This window comes from Roseivirga ehrenbergii (assembly GCF_001593005.1).
Lineage (GTDB): Bacteria > Bacteroidota > Bacteroidia > Cytophagales > Cyclobacteriaceae > Roseivirga > Roseivirga ehrenbergii.
Map to the genome: position 1 here is coordinate 80,073 of NZ_LQZQ01000006.1, position 23,761 is coordinate 103,833.

The 23,761-nt window shown below is 41.1% G+C and carries 21 protein-coding genes; 17 read left to right on the forward strand and 4 right to left on the reverse strand.

The genetic code is table 11. The annotated features are described in order from the left end of the window. Positions 1 to 43 precede the first annotated feature (43 nt). The 15 genes from MB14_RS06965 (at position 44) to ftsZ (ending at position 17,451) form a co-directional block, all read left to right on the forward strand. Positions 44 to 1,147, forward strand: a complete 1,104-nt coding sequence (locus MB14_RS06965; protein WP_062590846.1) for a CaiB/BaiF CoA transferase family protein — start codon at positions 44 to 46, stop codon at positions 1,145 to 1,147. A gap of 381 nt (positions 1,148 to 1,528) precedes the next feature. Continuing rightward, positions 1,529 to 1,975 (forward strand): division/cell wall cluster transcriptional repressor MraZ, encoded by a 447-nt coding sequence (gene mraZ / locus MB14_RS06970; protein WP_053224899.1) that lies wholly within the window; start codon positions 1,529 to 1,531, stop codon positions 1,973 to 1,975. A 7-nt stretch (positions 1,976 to 1,982) separates the two neighbouring features. Beyond that, positions 1,983 to 2,891, forward strand: a complete 909-nt coding sequence (rsmH, locus tag MB14_RS06975; RefSeq protein ID WP_062590848.1) for a 16S rRNA (cytosine(1402)-N(4))-methyltransferase RsmH — start codon at positions 1,983 to 1,985, stop codon at positions 2,889 to 2,891. A gap of 9 nt (positions 2,892 to 2,900) precedes the next feature. Then, entirely contained in the window at positions 2,901 to 3,281 is a 381-nt protein-coding gene (locus MB14_RS06980) for an FtsL-like putative cell division protein (protein ID WP_062590850.1), read from the forward strand. Beyond that, positions 3,271 to 5,376, forward strand: a complete 2,106-nt coding sequence (locus MB14_RS06985) for a PASTA domain-containing penicillin-binding protein (RefSeq protein WP_062590852.1) — start codon at positions 3,271 to 3,273, stop codon at positions 5,374 to 5,376. Before MB14_RS06980 ends, MB14_RS06985 begins: the two co-directional genes overlap by 11 nt. 3 nt (positions 5,377 to 5,379) lie before the next feature. After that, complete coding sequence (locus tag MB14_RS06990; protein ID WP_062590855.1) at positions 5,380 to 6,843, forward strand: UDP-N-acetylmuramoyl-L-alanyl-D-glutamate--2,6-diaminopimelate ligase; 1,464 nt, start codon at positions 5,380 to 5,382, stop codon at positions 6,841 to 6,843. 75 nt (positions 6,844 to 6,918) lie between these two features. Next, positions 6,919 to 8,133: a phospho-N-acetylmuramoyl-pentapeptide-transferase gene (mraY, locus tag MB14_RS06995; protein WP_062590857.1), complete on the forward strand. Its 1,215-nt coding sequence runs from the start codon at positions 6,919 to 6,921 to the stop codon at positions 8,131 to 8,133. A gap of 52 nt (positions 8,134 to 8,185) precedes the next feature. Next, positions 8,186 to 8,587: a four helix bundle protein gene (locus tag MB14_RS07000; RefSeq protein WP_062590859.1), complete on the forward strand. Its 402-nt coding sequence runs from the start codon at positions 8,186 to 8,188 to the stop codon at positions 8,585 to 8,587. Continuing rightward, on the forward strand, positions 8,584 to 9,912 hold the full coding sequence (gene murD, locus MB14_RS07005; RefSeq protein WP_062590861.1) for a UDP-N-acetylmuramoyl-L-alanine--D-glutamate ligase: 1,329 nt from the start codon (positions 8,584 to 8,586) through the stop codon (positions 9,910 to 9,912). Before MB14_RS07000 ends, murD begins: the two co-directional genes overlap by 4 nt. A gap of 20 nt (positions 9,913 to 9,932) precedes the next feature. After that, positions 9,933 to 11,093, forward strand: coding sequence for an FtsW/RodA/SpoVE family cell cycle protein (locus MB14_RS07010; protein ID WP_053224892.1), 1,161 nt, complete (start codon positions 9,933 to 9,935; stop codon positions 11,091 to 11,093). A 5-nt stretch (positions 11,094 to 11,098) separates the two neighbouring features. Beyond that, on the forward strand, positions 11,099 to 12,208 hold the full coding sequence (gene murG / locus MB14_RS07015; protein WP_084375995.1) for an undecaprenyldiphospho-muramoylpentapeptide beta-N-acetylglucosaminyltransferase: 1,110 nt from the start codon (positions 11,099 to 11,101) through the stop codon (positions 12,206 to 12,208). Continuing rightward, entirely contained in the window at positions 12,205 to 13,581 is a 1,377-nt protein-coding gene (gene murC, locus MB14_RS07020) for a UDP-N-acetylmuramate--L-alanine ligase (RefSeq protein WP_084375996.1), read from the forward strand. The genes murG and murC overlap by 4 nt, the downstream gene beginning before the upstream one ends. Then, complete coding sequence (locus MB14_RS07025) at positions 13,578 to 14,345, forward strand: cell division protein FtsQ/DivIB (RefSeq protein ID WP_062590868.1); 768 nt, start codon at positions 13,578 to 13,580, stop codon at positions 14,343 to 14,345. The genes murC and MB14_RS07025 overlap by 4 nt, the downstream gene beginning before the upstream one ends. Positions 14,346 to 14,435: 90 nt before the next feature. Beyond that, complete coding sequence (gene ftsA / locus MB14_RS07030; protein ID WP_062590870.1) at positions 14,436 to 15,743, forward strand: cell division protein FtsA; 1,308 nt, start codon at positions 14,436 to 14,438, stop codon at positions 15,741 to 15,743. Positions 15,744 to 15,882: 139 nt separating this feature from the next. Next, on the forward strand, positions 15,883 to 17,451 hold the full coding sequence (gene ftsZ / locus MB14_RS07035) for a cell division protein FtsZ (RefSeq protein ID WP_062590872.1): 1,569 nt from the start codon (positions 15,883 to 15,885) through the stop codon (positions 17,449 to 17,451). A 417-nt stretch (positions 17,452 to 17,868) separates the two neighbouring features. Here the strand turns inward: ftsZ and rnhB are convergent, their stop codons facing one another. Beyond that, positions 17,869 to 18,465 (reverse strand): ribonuclease HII, encoded by a 597-nt coding sequence (gene rnhB / locus MB14_RS07040; RefSeq protein ID WP_062590874.1) that lies wholly within the window; start codon positions 18,463 to 18,465, stop codon positions 17,869 to 17,871. Between the two features lie 54 nt (positions 18,466 to 18,519). On the opposite strand from rnhB, the gene MB14_RS07045 reads away from it, so the two are divergent. Next, complete coding sequence (locus MB14_RS07045) at positions 18,520 to 19,068, forward strand: NUDIX domain-containing protein (protein WP_062590876.1); 549 nt, start codon at positions 18,520 to 18,522, stop codon at positions 19,066 to 19,068. Further along, positions 19,068 to 20,429, forward strand: a complete 1,362-nt coding sequence (locus MB14_RS07050; RefSeq protein WP_062590878.1) for an MATE family efflux transporter — start codon at positions 19,068 to 19,070, stop codon at positions 20,427 to 20,429. Before MB14_RS07045 ends, MB14_RS07050 begins: the two co-directional genes overlap by 1 nt. 23 nt (positions 20,430 to 20,452) lie before the next feature. Here the strand turns inward: MB14_RS07050 and MB14_RS07055 are convergent, their stop codons facing one another. The 3 genes from MB14_RS07055 to prfB form a co-directional block, all read right to left on the reverse strand. Continuing rightward, positions 20,453 to 21,133 (reverse strand): lysoplasmalogenase, encoded by a 681-nt coding sequence (locus MB14_RS07055; RefSeq protein ID WP_062590880.1) that lies wholly within the window; start codon positions 21,131 to 21,133, stop codon positions 20,453 to 20,455. A 153-nt stretch (positions 21,134 to 21,286) separates the two neighbouring features. Then, positions 21,287 to 22,489: an MFS transporter gene (locus MB14_RS07060; protein WP_062590882.1), complete on the reverse strand. Its 1,203-nt coding sequence runs from the start codon at positions 22,487 to 22,489 to the stop codon at positions 21,287 to 21,289. Between the two features lie 38 nt (positions 22,490 to 22,527). Beyond that, a protein-coding gene (gene prfB, locus MB14_RS07065) for a peptide chain release factor 2 (protein ID WP_132644126.1) occupies positions 22,528 to 23,605 on the reverse strand; the annotation gives its coding sequence in 2 pieces (ribosomal slippage) (positions 22,528 to 23,544 and positions 23,546 to 23,605; 1,077 coding nt in all). Positions 23,606 to 23,761 lie beyond the last annotated feature (156 nt).

Here is a 23,761-nt window from a genome sequence, read left to right on the forward strand (position 1 = left end):
CCGGTTTTTTTTAAAAAAAAATCACCAACCACTTTCTGCACCAATGAAAAAATTAAAAATAATTGAGTTGGCTTCCGTTCTAGCTGGGCCTAGTGTTGGGCAGTTTTTTGCAGAATTGGGCGCAGAGGTAATCAAAGTAGAAAGCTCTAAAACTGGCGGAGATGTTACTCGGTCATGGTTGTTTAAGGGGGAAAAAAGAAACGGTACCGTTTCGGCATATTTTACTTCGGTAAACTGGGGTAAAAAATCTTTGTCTATCGACTTAAGTAATAAGGAGGAAAGGGCAATAGTCTATAAACTTGTCAAGAATGCAGACATCGTAGTTGCCAGTTATAAACCTGGTGATTCCGAAAAATTGGGTGTAGACTTTAACACTCTAAAAGAGATTAACCCAGCGCTTATTTATGGTCAAATTACCGGTTATGGATTAAGCAACCCTAAAGTGGGTTATGATGCTGTCATTCAGGCAGAATCGGGCTTTATGAGCATTAATGGTGAGCAAGGGGCTGCTCCGTTAAAAATGCCTGTCGCTCTGATTGATGTTTTAGCAGGGCACCAACTGAAAGAGGCGCTGCTGGTCGCCCTTATAGAGCGTATGGAAAGTGGTAAAGGAAAGTGTGTTCAAGTAGCATTGATCGATGCTGCCATCAGTGCCTTGGTAAATCAAGGTGCAAATTGGTTGGTAGGAAAAAATGAGCCAAAGTCAATGGGTAATCTTCACCCAAATATTGCACCTTATGGTGAGCTTTTTGAGACCAAAGATTGTCGCCAATTGCTGTTGGCGATTGGAAACGATAAGCAATTCTATAGGCTCTGTAGTATTCTGAGCATTAATGAGATGGGTGGTTTTTCTGCCAATCAAGAAAGGGTGGTAAACAGAGATGAATTGAATAGAATTCTTGCTGATAAAATCCGACTATGGCCTTCACATGAATTAATGGAATTGCTGGTCAATCAGCAGGTACCAGCTGGCTTGGTAAATACCATAAATGATGCACTAGATCAAGGCGAACCTCATTGGTTTTTAGAAGCCGAAGGCATTACAGGTTTACGCTCTTTTGTGGCTTCGGGCTTCGATCGCCTTTCGCTGAGCCCGCCTCCCCAATTAGGGCAGCATAATCAAGAAATTCTGGATGGTTTGAATTGACTTCTCCCACCGAACCGTATTTTACCGCAAGCGAATGTTTTTTAGTGATTTTTCTCCCACTTTACTCCACATGATCTAAAACCGGGTTGGTTAAGCCTTTTTTTATACCCATTTGGTCTTTTATTCTTGCCTTTTAAAAAAAACTCACTCATATGGATTTTATGGGGTTAATCCATTTTAAGCCTAGTTTTCTGAACAGCTAAAGCCCTTGTAATTCATCAGAAATGGACTTTTTACCTCCTTTACCTTCCTAGTGATATTTTTCGATCACACTTGTTTTTCTGTACGGAAAAAGATACTTTTCATAAAAAGTGGGGAAAAGTGAGGAAAAGTGGTGAAGTGTGGGAAAAAATCTTACTTTTGTAAAGGTTCAGGTGTGTAATGGCTTTTTTTACAAGTGAATATGACTGTAAGCTCGATGTAAAGGGCAGGTTGGCTTTACCTTCAAAGGTAAGGGCTGCACTGCCAGATAATGCATCAGAAGAGCTTGTGCTAAGACGAGGTTTCGAACCTTGCTTGGTGTTATATCCTATGCTTGAGTATAAAAAGATCTATGCGAAGATAAAGGGACTAAGCGAATTCAGTGAGGAGTACCGCAGGTTTCAGAGAACTTTTTTTAGGGGAAATGTAGATGTTGAGTTAGACGGAGCAGGAAGAATCAATATCCCTAAAAAGATGATGGAATATGCGGGTCTTGAAAAAGAAGTTGTGTTAGTTGGGTTGGGGAATAGAATCGAAATCTGGAATCCTGACCAATATGAGGAATACCTCATCCAAGACGCAAGTGAGTACTCCAAGATGGCGGAGAAATTTTTGGCAGACGAATAAGTAAACTATGTCAGAGTATCATGTGCCAGTTATGCTTAAAGAATGCGTTGATGGCCTCTCTATCAAGCCGAATGGAATCTATGTAGATGTCACCTTTGGAGGTGGCGGACATTCAACCGAAATATTAAAGCATTTAAATAGTGAAGGTAGGCTCTTTGGTTTCGATCAAGACGTTGATGCTAGAGCTAATGCTGAAAAAATAGACAATCGTTCTTTCACATTTGTACAAGCCAATTTTAGGCACATCAAGCGGTACCTCAAGTTATACGGGGTAAAGCAGGTAGATGGAATTTTGGCGGACTTGGGAATTTCATCTCATCAAATTGATGAGCCAATGCGTGGGTTTTCTACCCGTGCAGAAGCTGATTTAGACATGAGGATGGATTTGAATGGTTCGCTTACGGCAGCCGATGTGGTGAATGAATATTCAGAAGAGCAATTGCATAAGCTTTTGGGTATTTACGGAGAGGTGAAAAATGCCAAAACTTTAGCTGCGGCTATTGTTTCGGAGCGTTTTTCCAACCCTTTTAAAACCACCAAAGACCTGATTCAATTATTGGATCGATTGGCGCCTAGGCATAGAGAGTATAAATATTATGCTCAGGTTTTTCAGGCCATCCGTATCGAAGTAAACGATGAAATGGGGGCGCTGGAAGATTTCTTAGAACAATCGGCTGAGGTAATTAAGCCTGGAGGTCGCCTAGTGGTAGAGTCTTATCATTCGCTAGAAGATCGAATGGTAAAAAACTTTATTAACAAGGGGAAGGTGTTTGGTGAGGTTGAAAAAGACTTTTTCGGAAATCAGTTGAAACCATTTCATGCGATCAACAGAAAACCGATTGAAGCAAGTGAGGAAGAGTTAAAAGTGAATAACAGGGCAAGAAGTGCAAAACTTCGTATTGCTGAAAAAATATAAGTAAAGAAAGTGGCAGCGAATAAATTCAAAGCGAAAAGAGATGAGAAATCCGGCACTGCAGGTGGTGGCTTATTTGGTCTTTTATCGAAGCTGAAAATAGCTGGAAACTTAGAAACGGGGCTTCCAGTGAAGCACCTGCCGAAAGTAGCTTTCGCACTAGTGTTGGGTGTGTTTTATGTGTGGAACAGCCATTATGCTGAAAAGGCAAATAGAAATATTAAGAAACTAGAAACCGAAGTTGAGGATTTAAGGGCTGATGTTACCACGCTGGAGGCAGATTACATGTACAGCAGTAAGCAGTCGGAAGTAGCCAAGAACGTAAAGAAACTAGGATTAGAAGAAAGTAAAGAACCGCCATATAAAATTGTTGTAGACGAACGTGAATATTAAGCAGTCGATATTACTGAGAGTAAGAATAGCTTTTTTAGCTGTGATTGCCTTTGTCTTGGTAGTAATCTACCGGATTGCAGACATTCAGTTTGTGCAAGGCGATGATTGGCGAAAACAAGCACAAGAAATTGGGTTGGATTATAAAACAATTAAAGCCACCCGTGGAAGTATTTATGCTGATGGTAACGACCTGATGGCGACCTCACTTCCCTTTTACAAAATTGCATTCGATCCTTCGCTTGCAAACGATAATACCTTTAAAACAGGTATTGACTCCCTTTCACTACTATTGTCGAAATTTTTTCGAGATCTCTCTCCTGGCGAATACCGGAAGAAGATCTCGGAAGCTCGACAGTCTCGCAAACGGTATTTGGTTCTAAACAACCGCCTCATTAATTATCAGGATAAGGCCATGATGGAAAAGTGGCCGATTTTTCGGGAAGGCCAAATGATTGGGGGAGTAATATTTGACAAGGAGGATAGGAGACATCGTCCTTTTAAAGCTTTAGCCCAACGTACAATTGGCGGTTTAAATATAGATGGTGTAGCTACTGTAGGAATAGAAAAAAGCTTCGATCATTATTTGGCAGGTCAAGATGGAAAAGGCTTGTATCAAAGAATTGCAGGTGGTAACTGGATGCCAGTAAATGTAGCTTCAGATGTAAAGCCTAGAAATGGTTATGATGTGTACACTACTATCGATATCAACCTTCAAGATGTTGCTCAAAACTCACTTTTGAGGCAGTTAGAGAAGTTTGAAGCGGCCTACGGTACAGTAGTTTTAATGGAAGTGAAGACAGGTGAAATCAAAGCCATGTCTAACCTTACCAGAACAGAAAGCGGCAATTATGTAGAAGATTATAATTATGCAGTACAAGGCTTGAACGACCCAGGCTCTACCTTTAAACTGGCTTCAATGTTAGCCCTCTTAGAAGCAGATAAAATTGAGCTTACCGATTCAGTAGATACCAATGACGGTACTGTTAAATTTTATGACCGCACAATGGAAGATCAAAGCGCTTGGAAAGGTGGTTATGGTAAATTGACTGTTCAGGAAGTCTTCGAAAAATCATCTAATGTGGGTATTTCCAAACTGGTAGATCAATACTTTGGTAAGGATCCTCAAAAATACATAGACATTATAAAATCAACAGGTTTAGGGAAACCACTCGATTTTCAAATGATAGGTGAAGGTATACCTTATATTAAAAATGTTGATGACAAATCATGGAGTGGAACAAGTTTACCGTGGATGTCAGTAGGGTATGAAACAAGTATTACTCCGCTTCAAACCCTAGCTTTTTACAATGCAGTGGCCAACGATGGAAAAATGATTCAGCCTATTATTGTAAAGAGTATTAGGAAAGGAAATCAGATCGTAGAAGAGTTTGAAGCTAAAACACTTGATAAGAAGATAGCCTCAAAAGCTACACTAGAAAAATTGAAAATCATGCTTGAAGGCGTGGTGGAAAGAGGTACCGCAAAAAACATTAAAAACGATTATTACAAGATTGCCGGAAAAACTGGAACAGCCCAGAAATTGATTAATGGACGATACTACAAACAGCGCTACTATGCGTCTTTTGCTGGTTATTTCCCTGCCGATGAGCCTTTGTATTCTTGCATTGTGGTGATTGATGACCCTAAAGGCTGGAACAGTTTCGGAGGAGATGTTTCTGCGCCTGTTTTCAAAGAAATTGCTGATATGATATTCGCTTTAGACCTTGACTTACACGATAAGTTTGAAGGAGAGCGCTTGGCCAAAGAGGGAACCTTCCCTGTAATTAGGGCTGGAAATTTCGATGAATTGAATAAGCTGTTAAATCAGTTTGGCATTTCAAATCATATGGAAGAAGAAAATGTAGAATGGGTAAGGGCTAGTGTTAATAATAATGCGATTGCTTGGAAACCCAATCATTCTCAGTCGAACCTCGTGCCTAATGTGGAAGGAATGACATTGAGAGATGCGCTTTACATACTGGAAAATAAAGGATTAAGAGTTAATGTTTCTGGTACGGGTCGAGTGCTTAGGCAATCGATTTACGCAGGAAGAAGAATAGAAAAAGGAACAACCATCACGATAGAACTAGGGTAATTCATGTCTGCATTAAAAGACATATTGTATAAAGTGGCTTTGCAGTCAGTATCTGGCGATACAACTGTAGAAGTGGCCGCATTGGCTTTCGACTCCAGAAAAGTAGAAGCTAATACAGCCTTTATCGCTACGCGTGGTACTCAAGTCGATGGTCACGATTATATAGAACAGGCCATTGAAAAGGGCGCTGTAGCTATTATTTGTGAAGAATTTCCTGAAAACCTAAATGCTGCCATTACCTACGTTCAGGTGAAGGACAGTAGTGAGGCTTTGGGTATTATGGCTTCTAACTTCTTTGGAAACCCTAGTACGAAATTGAAGTTGGTAGGCGTTACTGGCACCAATGGAAAAACTACTTGTGTAAGCTTATTATTCCAGTTGTTCAAGCAACTCGGTTATAATGTTGGCTTGCTTTCTACGGTAGTTAATAAAATCAATGACGAGATAATTGTGGCAACTCACACTACGCCCGATGCCATTCAAATGAATGAGTTGATGGCGAAGATGGTAGCTAAAGGTTGTTCACACTGTTTTATGGAAGTCAGTTCACATGCCTTAGTGCAACATCGTGTTTCAGGACTCACTTTCACAGGAGCGGTTTTCACCAACCTCTCTCACGATCATTTAGATTATCACAAGACTTTCGATGAGTACATCAAAGCGAAGAAGATGCTCTTCGATGGGCTTCCCTCTTCTGCCTTTGCTTTAACCAATACTGATGATAAGCGAGGGTCGATAATGCTTCAGAATACAAAAGCAACGAAACACAGCTATGCTTTAAAAACCATGGCTGATTTCAAAGCAAGAATTCTTTCCAATACCCTACAAGGACTGGAATTAGATATTGAAGGCCATAATGTTTGGTTCAAGTTGATTGGCGATTTCAATGCTTATAACCTAATGGCGGTATATGGAGCGGCTATTTTGCTAGAAGAAGAACCCGCAGATGTGCTTCAAACTTTATCGGATTTGAACCCAGCGCCAGGTCGTTTTGAGCAGGTGCTTACCGATACAGGAATCACTGCTATTGTGGATTACGCACATACGCCTGATGCTTTAGAGAATGTGCTTTCTACCATTAAAGTTTTCCGAAGTGGAAACGAGAAAGTAATTACGGTAGTAGGCTGCGGTGGAAATCGAGATACAACGAAAAGGCCTGAAATGGCAAAAATTGCTTGTGAACTAAGTGATAAAGTGGTACTCACTTCAGATAATCCACGCTTTGAGGAGCCAATGGCGATTATCGAAGACATGCAAAAAGGCGTGAGCCCGAGCAATTATAGAAAAACACTGGTAATGGCAGACAGAAGAGAAGCGATTAAAACCGCGTGCTCTATGGCCGAACCTAAAGATATTATCCTAGTGGCGGGAAAAGGTCACGAAACCTATCAAGATGTAAAGGGTGTAAAATCCGATTTCGATGATAGAAAAGTATTGAAAGAAATGTTAAACCTAATTCATAAATAAAATACGATTGACGATGTCAGAGCTCAGAAAACCGATTTTCTAAACTCTAGCGTCTAAAATTTAAAACCTATTAGAATGCTATACTACCTATTCAATTATTTAGATAGAGAGTTTGATTTGGTTGGCGCGGGAGTGTTTCAGTACATCTCTTTCCGTGCGGGTATGGCTGTGCTTTTGTCTTTGTTAATCACCATTACTTTCGGTGAGAAGCTGATCAATATGCTTCGAAACAAACAAGTAGGCGAGAGCATTAGAGATTTAGGTTTAGAAGGCCAAATGGCCAAAAAAGGAACACCAACCATGGGTGGACTTATCATTATAGCCGCCATTGTAATTCCAACTTTGCTCTTCGCGAAGCTTGAAAATATTTATGTCATTCTTTTGTTAATCACCACTTTGGGTTTAGGAGCCATTGGCTTTTTAGACGATTACATCAAGGTTTTTAAGAAGAACAAAGAGGGGCTTGCCGGTAAATTTAAAGTGGTAGGTCAGGTGGGAATTGGCCTTTTGGTAGGTGCTGTACTTTACTTCAACGATGATGTAGTGGTAAGGGAATTCAACCCTGTTCCACAAGAGCAAACTATCTCGGTAACAGAAGCACCAAATTATGTTGATAGCAAATCTACTACAACCACAATTCCTTTTGTGAAGAATAATGAGTTGGATTATGATGCTTTCAACCCAACAGATAACAAGTGGATTACTGCAGCCATTTACATTTTGGTGGTGATTTTCTTTGTTACAGCCATTTCTAACGGAGCCAATATTACAGATGGAATTGACGGATTGGCTGCGGGCACATCGGCCATTATAGGCCTTACGCTGGCAATTTTCGCCTACATATCGGGTAACGCTATTTTCTCTGATTATCTGAACGTAATGTTCATTCCAAATTCTGGAGAGCTCGTAATTTTCTGTACTGCCTTTGTGGGGGCTTGCGTAGGTTTTTTATGGTACAACTCTTATCCGGCTCAAGTTTTTATGGGCGATACAGGTAGTCTTTCATTGGGTGGAATCATCGCTGTGCTGGCTTTGGTACTCCGAAAAGAACTTTTGATTCCAGTATTGTGTGGAATCTTTGTGATCGAAAATCTCTCTGTAATTATTCAGGTGAGTTATTTCAAATACACAAAAAAGAAATATGGAGAAGGAAGGAGAATCTTTAGGATGTCGCCTTTACATCACCACTATCAAAAAATGGAAATTCCAGAAGCCAAGATTGTAACAAGGTTCTGGATTGTGGGAATTCTGTTGGCGATTATAACATTGGCAACATTGAAATTGAGATAACGAAGAATGTTTGATTTACGAGGTTTAATGTAAGAGTTAGAAAGAGTACATTTTGAATAGACAGGACATCATAAAGAGGCATAGAAAGTTTGTACTAGATATAGTACATGTCTGTGATGCTTTGCCCAAGAGCTATTCAAATGGTGTTTTTGCTAGACAGCTTATTAGAGCGTCAAGTTCAGTAGGGGCTAACTACAGGGCTGCTGGTAGAGGTAAATCGACTGCTGATTTTATCAATAAGCTCAAGATTGTTGAAGAGGAAGCAGATGAGTGTAGCTACTTCTTAGATCTTATTTTGGCATTGAATAGAAGTAATACGTCTGAAGTCCAAAGGCTAATAAAAGAGTCAGAAGAGATTTTGGCAATGACAGTTGCAGCTATTAAGACTGCTAGAAGCAATGCAGCTTCTAATACTCGTACATCAAACATGGTAAATCGTAACTCTGAACAATGAAACGAAAACTAACCATACTAGGCGCAGGCGAAAGCGGAACAGGAGCGGCATTGCTTGGGAAAGCAAAAGGCTATGATGTGTTCGTGTCTGATATGGGGCAGATCAAAGCACAGTATGTTCAGGAGTTAGAGGCCAATGATATTGAGTTTGAAAGCGGAAAACATTCAGAAGATCGAATTTTAGAAAGTGACTTGGTAATTAAAAGCCCTGGAATTCCTGAATCAGCTCCTCTGATTAAGAAACTCAGAGCCAAAGGGAATTTAATCATTGGCGAAATCGAGTTCGCAGCTAGGCATACAGCCGCAAAGTTGATTGGCATAACAGGAACAAACGGTAAAACCACTACCACGCTTTTGACATATCACCTTCTAAAAGAAGGAGGGTTTAACGTAGGTCTTGGCGGAAATGTAGGAAAAAGTTTAGCACGTCAGGTGATCGAAGATCAACACGATTGGTACGTGCTAGAGTTAAGCAGTTTTCAGTTGGATGACTGCTACGAATTGAAATTAAACATTGCTGTTGTATTAAATATCACTCCAGATCATTTGGATAGGTACGATTACGACTTCGAAAAATATATCGCATCGAAGATGCGCATATTTCACCTTGTACACCTGGGCGGTCATGCCATTTATTGGAACGATGACCACCAAATTGGGAAGAACATTTCTAAAGCCGCTCGCGGCCTGAAAGTTCATCCTTATTCGCTTGGAGGAGACGTTTCCGAGATTAACAATGATAGGTTGTTTTTTACCCCTTTAAACGTTGAGGTATCTGCCCCCAGAGCAGATATCTCAATAAAGGGGCAACACAATATGCTCAATGCCAAAGCCGCAGGTTATGCCGCAAGTTTGGCAGGGGTAAGTGATGAAGCCATTATTCGTGGTTTTAAAAACTTCAAAAATGCACCGCACCGATTGGAGCCAGTAAGGGAAATTAACGGAGCGAAATACATTAATGATTCAAAAGCGACTAATGTGGATTCTGTCTACTATGCTTTGGATGCGGTTGAAGCACCTATTGTTTGGATTGCGGGTGGGGTAGATAAAGGAAATGATTACAGCCTAATTCAGGCTTTGGTACAGAATAAAGTAAAAGGCTTGATCTGTTTGGGAAAAGATAATTCGAAACTCTTTACGGCTTTCGAAAATATAGTACCCAGCATTCAGGCGACTGATGATTTGATAAAAGCGATTAGAATGGCCAAGGAATTGGCAAAACCGGGCGATACGGTGTTGCTATCTCCGGCTTGTGCAAGCTTCGATTTGTTCAAGAACTATGAAGATCGCGGAGATCAGTTTAGAACAGCAGTTTTAGCCATTTAAAATAGAATATAGAAAATACGATGTTAGTAAAATTGAAAACATGGACCGATAAACACCTTCAGGGCGATCCCGTCATTTGGGTGGTGGTGCTATGCCTTTCTCTCATTAGTATTTTGGTGGTTTATAGTGCAACGGGCTCCTTGGCTTACAAACAAATGGGGGGAAATACAGAGTATTACCTTATTCGTCATACCATTATGGTAGGTTTGGCCATGGTGGTAATGTGGGTGGCTCATAAAATTGACTACCGCTATTATTCTAAAATTACCCGATACGCACTTTTCGTTTCTGTGCCATTATTGCTTTATGCATGGCAAGCAGGCTCAACTGTAAATGAAGCTTCTCGTTGGATTGAGTTGCCATTTATTGGTTTGCAATTTCAGCCTTCTGATTTGGCTAAAATGGCTCTGATTGCTGGTTTAGCTAGTATGTTGGCCAAAAGGCAACAGAATATTGCCAATATCAAAGAATCATTGATTCCAATGTTGGCATGGTGTGGCGCGATTTGCGGACTTATTGCAATGACCAATATTTCGACCGCAATTTTACTCTTCCTTACCTGTATGTTGCTTTTGTTTATCGGTCGAGTACCGCCTAAATACTTGGCCATGTTGGTGGTTGTAGGTGCTTTCGTAGGCGTACTAGCCATGAGTTTTGGTCAGCGTGGTGGAACTGCAATTAGCAGGGTAACTGACTTCATCAGTCAAGAAGAGGTCCCTTATCAGGCTCAACAATCTTATATCGCTATCGCCACAGGCGGAGTAATTGGGAAAGGGCCAGGTAAAAGTGACCAAAGAAATTTCCTTCCATATCCTTATTCAGATTTTGTGTATGCCATCATTATCGAAGAGTATGGAATGATTGGAGGCGTGTTCGTTTTGTTCCTCTATTTAGTACTGCTCTATAGAGGGATGCGAGTAATGGCCAACAGTGACAGGGCATTTGGAGGACTGCTTTCAGCAGGGCTCAGTTTCGCCATTGTAATTCAGGCCTTGGTGAATATTGGCGTTGTGGTTGGGTTAGGTCCTGTAACAGGTCAAACATTACCATTGATTAGTATGGGGGGAACCTCGCTACTATTCACTGGGCTTTCCTTGGGAATTATCCTGAGCGTGAGCCGAGGAGAACAAGAAAGTTTTTCGCCTATCAATGGCGATCTAAGAAATACAGCTAAAGCATAATAACCATAGAAAATAAACAACCATATCGAATCATTATCAGCGGAGGCGGCACAGGCGGGCATATTTACCCAGCTATTGCCATTGCCAATGCTTTTAAAGCGCGTTTCGGTGATGCTGAAATTCTTTTTGTGGGTGCCGAAGGAAAAATGGAAATGCAGAAAGTGCCTGAAGCGGGATATAAAATCATCGGTCTTTGGATCAGTGGTTTGCAGCGCAGACTCACTTTCGACAATCTTCTTTTCCCAGTAAAGCTGGTGAACAGTCTCAGCAAAAGTGCGGGGATTATTAGAAGGTTTAGGCCACATGCAGTGGTAGGTGTTGGTGGTTATGCTAGCGGCCCTTTATTAAGAGTGGCTTCGCGAAAAGGAATTCCAGCAGTGATTCAGGAACAGAATTCATATGCAGGTCTTACCAATAAATTATTGGCAAAGAAGGTGCAAAAGATATGCGTAGCGTATCCTGGCATGGAACAATTCTTCCCGACCAACAAAATCGCTTTTACGGGAAATCCTGTCAGAAAAGACATAGTGGATTTAGCAGGAAAGAAAGAAGCTGCTTTGAAGCATTTTGGTCTGAGTGATGCACCAGTTTTGATGATTTTAGGAGGAAGCCTTGGTGCCAGAACCCTTAATGATAGCATGGTTCTAGGCTTAGAGAAATTAAAGGAAGAAGGTGTTCAAGTGATTTGGCAGTGTGGTAAGTTTTATCATGCTGAAATGAAAAAGAAACTTGAGGCTTCTGGAGATGCAAAAGGCATTCTTCTTTTCGAGTTTTTGAAGGAAATGGATTTGGCCTATGCTGCAGCAGACGTTGTGATTTCCAGAGCGGGTGCATTATCAGTTTCTGAATTGAGCATTGCTGCCAAGCCGACAATTTTTGTGCCTTCGCCCAACGTAGCCGAAGACCACCAAACCAAAAACGCGAAAGCTTTGGTAGATAATGAGGCCGCCATTTTGGTGAAGGATGTGGAAGCCAGAGAGAAATTAATAGACGAAGCCATTGCGCTAATCCGCGATCAGGAAAAGCAAGAAAGGTTGAGTGAAAAAATAAAGGCATTGGCTAAACCCAATGCTGCTGACGAAATAGTTGACGAGATTTTAAAATTGATAGCGTGAAGCTGAGAGACATACATAACGTATATTTTCTTGGGATCGGAGGGATCGGGATGAGTGCTTTGGCCAGGTGGTTTAAGCACAACGGCAAAGCTGTGTCTGGTTACGATAAAACCCCAACACCTTTAACGCGTCAATTAGAAAACGAAGGGATTGCAGTTCATTTTGAAGATGACCCAGCGCAAATCAGCGATAATTTAAAAAGTTCGAAAGAAGATGCTTTGGTGATCTACACGCCAGCAATTCCAAAAGATCATAAAGAATGGGCTTGGCTTAAGGCAGAAGGTTTCACCATAATGAAGCGCTCTCAAGTACTGGGCTTAATTACCGAAAGCATGATTTCTGTGGCCGTGGCCGGAACGCATGGTAAAACTACTACTAGTTCTATGATCGTCCACTTGATGAAAACTGCAGGCATTGATTGCACAGGTTTTTTGGGAGGAATTGCGACCAACTACGGTACAAACATGGTGATGAATGAGGAAACGAATTCTATCGCTGTGATTGAGGCAGATGAATTTGATCGCTCGTTCTTAACGCTTCGTCCAGATGCGGCTGTGGTTACCTCTATCGATGCAGATCATTTAGATATTTACGGTGATAAAGACGCTTTGAAAGAGTCTTTTGCACTGTTTGTAAGTAAAATTGAAAAGAAAGGTAAACTCTTCGCGAAGCAAGGAGTGGGGAGTCAAATATTGGGTGATGAGAATAGAATCCATCATTCTAGTTATGCCTTGGAGTCGGCTGATATTACAGCGGAGAACTTAAGAATTGAAGAGGCCGCTTTTGTTTTCGATTATAAAACGAGCAAGAAAACGATTACAGGTATTCGGTTGAATGTGCCTGGTTTTCATAATGTAGAAAATGCTTTGGCTGCCATTTCGGTAACCAAATACTTTGGTGCCGATGATGACTCTATTCGCGAAGGAGTAAGCACTTATAAAGGAGTGAAAAGGCGTTTTGAGTATGTTATCAAGTCTGATAGCTTGGTGTATATTGATGATTACGCACATCACCCAGTTGAGATCGAATCACTATTGAAGTCGGTGCGAGCGCTTTATCCGAATAAAAGAATTACAGCTGTTTTTCAACCGCATTTGTTCAGCCGCACAAGAGATTTCGCTCCAGAATTTTCGGAGAGTTTGAGCTTAGCAGACGAGGTGATTTTGTTGGATATTTACCCTGCCAGAGAGCAACCTATTGAAGGGGTTACTTCAGAAATGTTGCTAGAAAAGGTAAGGGCAGAAAGAAAAACGGTTTGCCCAAAAGAAGCATTGCTTGAACAAATTAAAGCCTGGCAACCAGAGGTGCTTTTAACCATTGGCGCTGGCGACATTGATAAATTTGTAGAACCTATAAAAACTGAATTGTCATGAGAGCAAAAGAAACAATTTGGAGGGTCGTAGGGATTACAGGGGCTTCAGTGCTTCTTTTATCTATGATCAGTTTTATCGACAAAAGAGAGCTGGGCTACAGAATTGATGACATCGAAGTGGACATCGTAAATACCTTCGAGAATTTCTTTATAGATGAGGAAGATGTAATGTCGCTCATTTTCGAAAACAAAGGAGACACAGTGTTGGGTGATGCTTACGGTAGGGTGAGTTTGAAAGAAATAGAGCAAAGAGTGGAGTCGCACAGTTTTGTGAAAGACGCCCAAGTGTTTAGAGATTTAAATGGGCATTTGGTGGTGAAAGCCATTCAGAATAAACCCATGGCAAGAATTATTGCCGATAACGGAAAACATGCTTATTTGGGAGAAGAGGGTGATATTTTACCAGTTTCAAGTAAATACACGGCAAGGGTTATTGTGCTTTCAGGGAAATATATGGATGAGTTGACTTCTCGAAAAAGCATTGAAGAAAATGAATATGACCAAAAGCTTTATGATTTGATCGAATACATTAATAAAGATAAGTTTTGGAGCATGCAAATCGCTCAGTTGGTAGTAAGCAAAAACGGAAAAGTAGTGATGATTCCGCAAGTAGGAGATCAGAAACTTGAGTTTGGTTATGCTGAAGACTTTAAGTCGAAGTTCAAGAGGTTGGAAATTTTCTTCAAAGAAATTATGCCAACAAAAGGTTGGAATACATACAGTAGAGTAAATGTAGAATACAAAGATCAACTCATTTGTGAGTGATCGAAACAAAGGAATTTAAAGCGAAAGTGAATGTAGAAGTGACAGGTTTACAAACACAGAAGCTCTGAAATATAAAATACAAACAACGCCATGCAAGAAGATAAAATAGTTGTCGGACTAGACATTGGAACCACAAAAATCTGTGTGATTGTGGGAACGAAAAATGAGTATGGAAAACTCGAAGTATTGGGAATGGGTAAAGCTGTTTCTGATGGGGTGATCCGTGGTATAGTGACCAATATTGACAAAACCGTTATTGCAATTGAAAAGGCAATTGCCGAAGCAAGTGAGCAATCGGGTATCGAAATCAATGTGGTAAATGTGGGTATTGCTGGTCAACATATTAAGAGTTCGGTGCACCACGGTAGCATTACTCGCGATGTAGTTGAAGACGAAATTACGGTGAGCGATTTAACTCGTTTATCGAATGATATACACAAAATTGTAATGCCTCCTGGCTGTGAAATTATTCACGTAATGCCACAGGATTACATTGTGGACTATGAAGAAGGAATTAAAGATCCAGTGGGTATGTCGGGTGTTAAGCTTGAAGCAGATTTCCATGTGATTACTGCTCAAACTAATGCCATCAGAAATATCAATAAGTGTGTGCGCAGGGCTGGTTTAGAGATTGAGAATTTGATTTTAGAGCCTTTGGCATCAAGCATGTCGGTATTAAGTGACGAAGAAAAAGAGGCTGGCGTTTGCCTTGTAGATATTGGTGGTGGTACTACTGACATCGCGATCTTCCATGATAATATTATCCGACACACAGCAGTCATTCCTTTTGGTGGTAATATCATCACCTCCGACATTAAGGAAGGCTGTAAAGTAATGCAGAACCAAGCCGAATTGTTGAAAACGAAATTTGGAAAAGCCATTGCAGAAGAAGCCAATCCGAACGAAATCGTTTCAATTCCTGGCTTAAGAAACAGGCCGCCAAAGGAAATTTCTATCCGTAACCTAGCCAATATTATTGAGGCCAGAATGGAAGAAATTATTGAGTTAGTACATGCAGAAATTATCACTTCTGGTTATGCAAGCAAGTTGGCTGGTGGTATTGTAATTACTGGTGGTGGTTCACAATTGGGCTATGTAAAACAGTTGTTCGAATACATGACAGGCATGGACGCTAGAATTGGTTATCCTAACGAACACCTTGGCAAGAGCAAAGTTGAAGCGATTAAGAGCCCAATGTATGCAACCACAGTTGGTTTGGTGCTTTCGGGCTTCAGAGCAATAGATGAAAGAGAAAATCGCTATATGCAAAATCAAGTGGCTTCTGGAAAGAAAACCATGAAGAGCGCAAAGAAAAGTTCAGACTTCTTCAAAGGTCTTATCGATAAAACAAAAGGTTTATTGATGGATGATTTTCAGGATAAAGGCGGAGAGTATTAGAAACTAAACAATAAGTGAATTTGATGCTGTAATTGGTTATTCAACTTGATGACAGCATTTAAAAATAAGATAAAATAACAAACGCCTGTTTTTGTCTTCGGTCTTCGGACTTCGGACTTCAGGCTTAAACATAATAATCATGGCAGAATCTTATATGTTCGAAATTCCTAAGCATCACAAATCGATCATTAAAGTGATTGGAGTTGGTGGCGGAGGGAGCAACGCAGTAAACCACATGTATAATCAAGGGATTAAGGATGTGGAGTTTATCGTTTGTAACACCGATGCACAGGCATTGAAAAGCAGTCCTATTCCAAATAGGTTGCAAATTGGCATTGGTCTAACCGAAGGACTTGGTGCTGGTGCCAGCCCTGAGGTGGGAAAAAATGCCGCTTTAGAAAGCAAAGAAGACATCCGTCAAATGCTGGGTGACGATACCAAAATGGTATTTATCACTGCCGGAATGGGCGGAGGAACTGGAACTGGTGCAGCTCCAATCATTGCCAAAATTGCACGCGACATGGACCTTTTAACTGTGGGTATTGTTACGGCTCCTTTTGGTTTTGAAGGAAGAAAGAAAATGAATGCGGCTAACGAAGGTATTGCTGCATTAAAGGAAAATTGCGATACTGTTTTGGTAATCCTCAACGATAAGTTGAGAGAAATCCACGGTAACCTTCCAATCAGTAAGGCATTTGCAGAGGCCGACAATATATTGACCACTGCGGCCAAAGGAATTGCAGAAATCATTACTGTTCCTGGTTATGTAAATGTCGATTTCATGGACGTTCAAACCGTAATGAAAGGCGCTGGTGCTGCGGTGATGGGTTCTGCTTCTGCTGAAGGCGAAGGAAGGGCACTAAGAGCTGCCGAAATGGCCATCTCCTCTCCATTATTGAACAGCCAAGACATTTTAGGAGCGAAGAAAATCTTGCTCTCTATTATTTCTGGTGAAGATGCAGAACTTCAAATGGACGAGCTTACTGAAATTACTGAGTACATCCAAGACAAAGCGGGTGATGATGCTGAAGTGATTTTCGGTCACGGTATTGACGTTGAGCACGGGCAAAGCATTAGCGTAACCGTTATTGCAACTGGCTTTGAAACTCCGTTAGTGGAGGCGAGACCAAATGCAACTAAGAAAACGGTCATTGATTTAGAGAGCAACCAGCCAATTCAGCGTAATGTTGAAAAACCTTCTTTCGTAGAAAAGCCAACACAATCCTCATTGTTTAGTGCGGGTTTTGAAAAACCTGAACCGCGTCAAGAAATTGATGAGGTAGAGAATAAGGATGAGAGCGATGATGATAATATCACTTCGGGTTATACTTTCTTGTCTAGGTTGGCTCAGAAATATGACATCGAAGAAGTTGGGCCAGAAGCCAACGAAGATCCTGAAGTTCGTATGCGAAATGAACGCATTGAGTTAGACCATGAGGAGCAGCGTTACAAGGATTTCTTGGAAATGAAGCGTAATAAGCTTCAGCAACAAGCCAGATTAAGAGAAGAAAAACTTCGTAGCTCTGGAAATTATCAGATCAAGAATGATGACATAAAAGAGAAACTTGAAGTGCCTGCTTATCAGCGTAGACAAGTAAGGTTAAACGATGCACCCCCTTCATCTGAAAGCAATGTGTCGCGCTATAACCTTAATGATGACGATGAAATTATGGGCAACAATAAGTTTCTACACGACAATGTAGATTGATTAAAATCTTTCACCTAAATACAAAAGACGACCTGCTGCCATGGGTCGTCTTTTTTTGTTTTTAGCACTACCTTTTGGAGGGTTTTTAACCCTCCAAAAGTTTATTCAAAACGTGTGGGCTCGCCATAGCAGTGATCACACGTCCCGATATCAGCTTTCCTTGTGTTACTGAAAAGGATGCTTACAGCATGACTTAGCTTTGAACTTGGTGTACAGAATTTTTGAATGCTCATAAGCTAGCTACTCAGTCATCCCGTAGGCCGAGAGACTTCGGGGTTTTCACGAAACACAGACTGTCTGATATCTGTAACTCTCTTTCCTGTGTTACTAAAAATCAGAGACTTCGGTGCTTACAGTATGACTTAATTTTGAACTTAGCACTACCTTTTGGAGGGTTCAAAACCCTCCAAAAGTTTATCAAAACAGCTCCATCTGCTCGGGCAATAGCCTAAAGGATTTCCGGTGCAAAGGTGTAACGCCCAAATCTCTTATGGCCTGACGGTGCTTTTTAGTAGGATAGCCCGCATTACTTTCCCAGCCATAACCAGGGAATTGTTGAGCTGCTTCACTCATAATTCTGTCTCGTTCTACCTTAGCTAAAATGGAAGCCGCGGCAATGGATAAATACTTTCCATCGCCCTTTATAATACACTCATGCGGAATACTCTGATAGACTTTAAAACGATTTCCGTCAATAAGTAGTAGCTCGGGTTTTTGCTTTAGTTGGTCAATCGCGCGATGCATGGCCAAAAATGAGGCGTTTAGAATATTGATTTCATCAATTTCCACAGGACTTACTTCGCAAACCGCCCAAGCCAAGGCTTCAGCTTTGATTTCGATTTCAAGCTGCTCTCTGTGCGCCCTTTTCAGTTGCTTAGAATCATTGAGCAGTTTATTCTGGTAATCTACTGGCAGAATAACAGCGGAGGCCACTACTGGGCCCGCCAAGGGGCCACGGCCAGCTTCATCGCAACCGGCTTCAATCTTTCCAGAGCCAAAATTTGATAATAACATGCCCAAACTTAAAACTTTGATTTGGATGCTGAAACATATGTCTAATTTTGCGGCATGGAATCGCATAAAAACCCTTGGAAGACTTTAGATGGAAAACTGATTTACGAGAACCCATGGATTAGAGTCGATGAGTTTAATGTGATCAATCCTTCGGGTGGAAAAGGGATCTATGGGAAGGTGTCTTTCAAAGGTCGAGCGGTAGGTATTCTTCCGATTGATGAAGAAATGAATACCTGGCTGGTTGGGCAGTATCGATATACCTTGAATGAATATAGCTGGGAAATCCCGATGGGCGCTGTACCCGAAAACGAAACTTTAGAAATAGGAGCGAAGCGCGAACTGAAAGAGGAAACTGGGCTTCATTGCCAAGAACTTGAATTTCTGTGTAAAATTCATACCTCCAATTCTGTTACAGACGAAGTGGGATTCGCCTATTTAGCAACTGGCCTTACTGAGGGTGAAACTAACTTTGATGACACCGAAGATATTTCTATCAAGAAATTACCCTTTACCGAAGTGTTAGAAATGGTGCTCGATGGCCGCATTACCGATAGTTTAAGCGTAGCGGCAATCATGAGGTTTGCAAGAAAAAAAGGAATCTGATGTTGGAGAAACTATCGTACAAACAACATTTCAGCAAAACGATTAACCTTGCCTATCCAGTAATGTTGAGCCAAGTAGGCCATGTTACCGTGGGGATTGTAGATAGTATTATGGTAGGCCAAATTGGACCAGAAGCTTTGGCGGCATCTTCTTTTGCCAATAATGTACTCATGGTATTTCTGATGTTCGGTATTGGTGTGTCGTATGGCATCACTCCATTAGTCGCTCAGGCAGATGGTGAGGGTGACCGCAATAAAATCACCCGACTGCTCCGCCATGGAATTGTTTTGTGTTTAGGTACCAGTTTAGTGTTGGTATTACTAGGCTACCTCTTGTCTTTTGGTTTCGATAATTTCTCTCAACCCGAAGAAGTAATAAGGCTAGGAAAACCTTATTTCTATGTCATCCTTTTTTCGATGATTCCGATGATGCTTTTTCAGAATTTCCGACAATTCGCTGAGGGGCTTTCTATCACCAAACCGACCATGTTTATTACCATTAGTGCTAACCTGATCAATGTGTTATTCAATTACATTCTAATTTATGGAAAGTTCGGATTTCCTGAATTAGGCCTAATTGGAGCGGGTTGGGGAACACTAATTTCTAGGGTATTCATGGCCGTAGGTATGATGCTGTATGTAGGAAGGAGTAAAAGAACACAGTATTACAGCGCTGCTTTTAAAATCTTTAACATTACTGCTGCCTACTTTAAACCCATGCTCAAAATTGGAGTGCCGAGTGGAACCCAGTTTGTATTCGAGGTAAGTGCTTTTGCAGGAGCAGCGTTGTTGATGGGAAGGCTTGGGGTAGTGCCTTTGGCAGCACACCAAATTGCGTTGAGCTTGGTTTCACTCAGTTATATGATGGCCACAGGTATTGCAGCTGCTTCTACCGTGCGTATTGGTAACCAAGTGGGGAGAAGAGATGCTTTCAATCTTAACCGTGCGGGTAATACCAGTTTTATGATGGCGCTTATTTTTATGGCCTGTTGTTCCGTAGTATACATTGTCTTCCATAATTTTTTTCCAACACTCTATATCGATGACCCCGAAGTAATAAGAATAGCAGGCTCATTGATTATTGTGGCAGGTTTCTTCCAGCTGTCAGATGGTGTGCAAGTGGTGGGGCTAGGCTCGCTTAGAGGAATGTCTGATGTTAGAGTGCCTACTGTAATCACTTTTGTGGCCTATTGGGTACTCGGTATTCCTGTCAGTTATTTGTTTGGTTTCACGTTAGGCTTTGGTCCGGAAGGTGTTTGGTATGGCCTGCTAACCGGCTTGAGTATAGCGGCCATCACCCTCTTTATCCGCTTTAAGGTGTTGGCGAAAAGGAAGGCACTTTCTTTTGGGAATGAAACCTGAGAAAGGCTGATGCAATGTGTTACTTATTGACTTGTCTTTAGGCTTTTTACAAACTCAATAATGCCCCTTACAATCATAAATTGGGCAATAATGTAGGTGAGCATAATGAAGAAACCCGCTTGCGGAAAAGGGGTTCCAAATTGGTTAATGGCCAAAATGCTATCACTGATGATGAAGAAAAAGGCGCCAATCATAATCCACCAAAAACTCGTTTTGTCTGTTTTTCCCCAGCGCTTGCTGGCGGTAATGCCCATAATACAAATCACAATGGTGTAGAGTAGGGCAGGAATCATCATATCTCCCAATCCTGGTTTGATTTGCTGAAATATAACGAGGCCGTACATACCAAAGAGTAAATCGTGCCACCTGAATTTTAGTTTTCGGTCTTCCGTATCTACCAAATTGAGGTTTAGAAAAATGTAAACAAGGTGAGCGAGTAAAAATGAAGCCAAACCCAGCAGAAAGAAGATGGGTTGAGCATCGGAGAAAATCAAGAAAACATCTCCCAGTAAAGAAAAAAATAGGGCTGCATTAACAAATTTGCTCAGTACCGTTTTAGGCACTTCACTATTGAAGTAAATCATCAATCCCACCATCAAAAGTGGTTTGGTGAAATCGGCCATGGTAGGAAAATCCATAAGCTTGGCCAACAGATGGAGAAAGGCAAATGCAAAAAATGGAAGCAGTGTCTTTGGTGTTTTCATGATTTTTAAATCTAGGAATAACCCTCCAAAAGTTCTGTATATTAAATGGTTATAGGTTATTTGGAGTTGTCGTTAAATATATTAATTACCGCTCTCTAAATGATGGGATACTGAAACAAGTTCAGTATGACTGGGAAGGAAGGTTTGATTCAACTAAACCGTGCCTTTCACAAGCCGCTTCGACCAATTTAAACCAAAAGTTAGAAATAAGAAACCAATAAGGGAAAGTGCCCCACAAAGCAAAAAGGCTTCGCGCAGGTTTTCAATATGATTGGCGTAAATCCATCCAGCAATAAGTGCTCCTGAACCAATACCAATTTCTAGCGCAATGTACATCGTAGCCAATCCTTTGCCGCGCAAATGATCTAAACTTAAATCAATCGTCCATGCGTAAATGGTTGGGGTATTCATGCCTACTGCAACTCCAAACATTACAGCACTCACCATGAGCATGGTTTGGGTATGTGTATAGGCAATAAGCACATCGGAGACAACTATGGCGAGTGCCGCTATTTTCAAAACTATTATTCGCCCATATCTATCAGAAGCTTTTCCGGCCAAAAGTCGAATGACCAAAGAAGAAATCACGAACACGGTAAAGAAAATTCCTTTTTGACCTTGATCATAACCTAGTTGTATGGTAAGGTCTGGCACTAAAGTAAGTACTGCCCCAAAAGAAAAAGCGGTCAATAAAAAGAGGAGAGAAGGATTAAATACTCTTGGCTCAATCACTTCATTCCATTTAATTTTGAGTAATTTCGGATGGAATTTCACCTTTTCTTGCAAGGTTTCTTTCATGCCCGCTAAAATGATTACAGAGAGAATTGCTACTATTGAAGAGGTATAAAATGTCATGTCCAAACCATAGGCGGCTGTAATCTTCGGGCCAATGGATGGGCCAGCTGCCATGCCTAAGCTTCCGAAAAAGCCAGAGTACCCCATGGCTTCACCTCTTCTGGTGGAAGGTACAATATCGGCTATATAAGCTGAGGTACCTGTAGGTTTAAAACCCGTTGAAAAGCCGTGGAGAAACCTGAGAAGTAAAAGAGCCCAAACGGTACCCACCATTGGGTATAGAAAACCCATTACAAAGCATACACTGGCTCCGAAAATCATTACTGGTATTCTGCCAATCGTATCTGACAGTCTTCCGCTAAAGGGCCTTGAAAGTCCTGCCGTTACGGTAAATAGAGAAATGATTAAGCCCTTGTATTCGCCCCCACCCAGTGAAGTGATGTAATCATATAAATCGGGTACGATCATATTAAAGCTACCGAAGAACAGAAAGGAACTTAGGCAAAGTAAAAAAAACTGTAAGGTGTAAATACTGGGCGTTCCTGTCTTTCTTTTGAGCATAGTTGTAAATAAAAAATGGAGCCTAGACTCCATTTGATTTATTGCTGCATTAAATAAGCCTTTATGTAATCGTCTAAATCACCATCTAACACGTTTTGTACATCGGTGCGTTCAAAACCAGTTCGGGCATCTTTGATTAATTTATAAGGATGTAGTACATAGTTTCTAATTTGAGAACCAAAATCGACTCTCTTTTTTTCGCCTTCTACTATATCTCGAGCTGCGTTACGCTTGTCCATCTCAATTTGATAAAGCCTCGATTTAAGCATTGAAAGCGCCTTTTCCTTATTGCCCAGCTGCGACCTACCTTCTGTATTTTCTATCGTAATACCCGTAGGAGCGTGCTTTAGGCGTACCCCAGTTTCTACTTTGTTTACGTTCTGTCCACCAGCTCCTCCCGATCGGAAAGTATCCCAACTAATATCTGCAGGGTTAATTTCAATTTCAATGGTGTCATCAACTACTGGGTAGGCAAATACAGAGGCAAATGAGGTATGTCTTCTTCCTCCAGAATCGAAAGGAGAAATACGTACCAATCGATGCACTCCTGATTCGGCCTTCAATAGCCCAAAAGCAAATTCGCCTTCGAATTCAAGCGTACAGGATTTACAGCCTGCTACATCACCTGGTTGGTAATGAATTTGTTTGACTTTATAACCCTTACTTTCGCCCCACATGATGTACATACGCATCAATATTTCTGCCCAATCGTTGCTTTCGGTACCGCCAGCGCCTGGGTTGATTTCAATCATGGCACTCAGTTGGTCTTCTTCGCCACTGAGCATTTTCTTGAATTCAATTTCTTCTAAAACTTCAAGGGCTTTTTTGTATTCTTTCTCTACCTCTTCAGTGGACACTTCGCCCATTTCGAGAAACTCGTTTAGGGTTTCAACATCCTCTAAGGCAGTTAAAACGTTTTCAAAGCTGGTGGTCCATACTTTCTTTAAACGTATTTGTTTTAATACTTTTTCGGCCTCTTTTGGATCGTTCCAAAACTCTGGTTGGGCTGTAACCAGCTCTTCTTCTTCTACTTCACGTTTCTTGACATCGTAGTCAAAGATACCCCCTCAAAGCCGCTACTCTGGCTTTTAAATCTTTCAGCTGATCTGAAGTCATAGTTTGTGATTTTTTGAAGCGCAAAGGTGGTGAAATGTAGGGGATAATTCAAGGTTGAATTAGGTATGAATGATACTTTGGTAGTATTAAAAAAGAAGAAGCCCAATTGTATCAATTGGGCTTCTGTAATTTATATGATGTGAAGGTTTTAAATCT

Bases quoted from the DNA above. Each gene is read 5' to 3' on its own strand.
- MB14_RS06990 (WP_062590855.1), top strand. From the start codon at position 5,380: ATGTCTGCATTAAAAGACATATTGTATAAAGTGGCTTTGCAGTCAGTA.
- MB14_RS07060 (WP_062590882.1), bottom strand. From the start codon at position 22,489: ATGCTCAAAAGAAAGACAGGAACGCCCAGTATTTACACCTTACAGTTT.
- MB14_RS07055 (WP_062590880.1), bottom strand. From the start codon at position 21,133: ATGAAAACACCAAAGACACTGCTTCCATTTTTTGCATTTGCCTTTCTC.
- MB14_RS07025 (WP_062590868.1), top strand. From the start codon at position 13,578: ATGAGAGCAAAAGAAACAATTTGGAGGGTCGTAGGGATTACAGGGGCT.
- MB14_RS07045 (WP_062590876.1), top strand. From the start codon at position 18,520: ATGGAATCGCATAAAAACCCTTGGAAGACTTTAGATGGAAAACTGATT.
- MB14_RS06965 (WP_062590846.1), top strand. From the start codon at position 44: ATGAAAAAATTAAAAATAATTGAGTTGGCTTCCGTTCTAGCTGGGCCT.
- mraZ (WP_053224899.1), top strand. From the start codon at position 1,529: ATGGCTTTTTTTACAAGTGAATATGACTGTAAGCTCGATGTAAAGGGC.
- MB14_RS07050 (WP_062590878.1), top strand. From the start codon at position 19,068: ATGTTGGAGAAACTATCGTACAAACAACATTTCAGCAAAACGATTAAC.
- rsmH (WP_062590848.1), top strand. From the start codon at position 1,983: ATGTCAGAGTATCATGTGCCAGTTATGCTTAAAGAATGCGTTGATGGC.
- mraY (WP_062590857.1), top strand. From the start codon at position 6,919: ATGCTATACTACCTATTCAATTATTTAGATAGAGAGTTTGATTTGGTT.
- ftsA (WP_062590870.1), top strand. From the start codon at position 14,436: ATGCAAGAAGATAAAATAGTTGTCGGACTAGACATTGGAACCACAAAA.
- rnhB (WP_062590874.1), bottom strand. From the start codon at position 18,465: ATGTTATTATCAAATTTTGGCTCTGGAAAGATTGAAGCCGGTTGCGAT.
- murD (WP_062590861.1), top strand. From the start codon at position 8,584: ATGAAACGAAAACTAACCATACTAGGCGCAGGCGAAAGCGGAACAGGA.
- MB14_RS07010 (WP_053224892.1), top strand. From the start codon at position 9,933: ATGTTAGTAAAATTGAAAACATGGACCGATAAACACCTTCAGGGCGAT.
- ftsZ (WP_062590872.1), top strand. From the start codon at position 15,883: ATGGCAGAATCTTATATGTTCGAAATTCCTAAGCATCACAAATCGATC.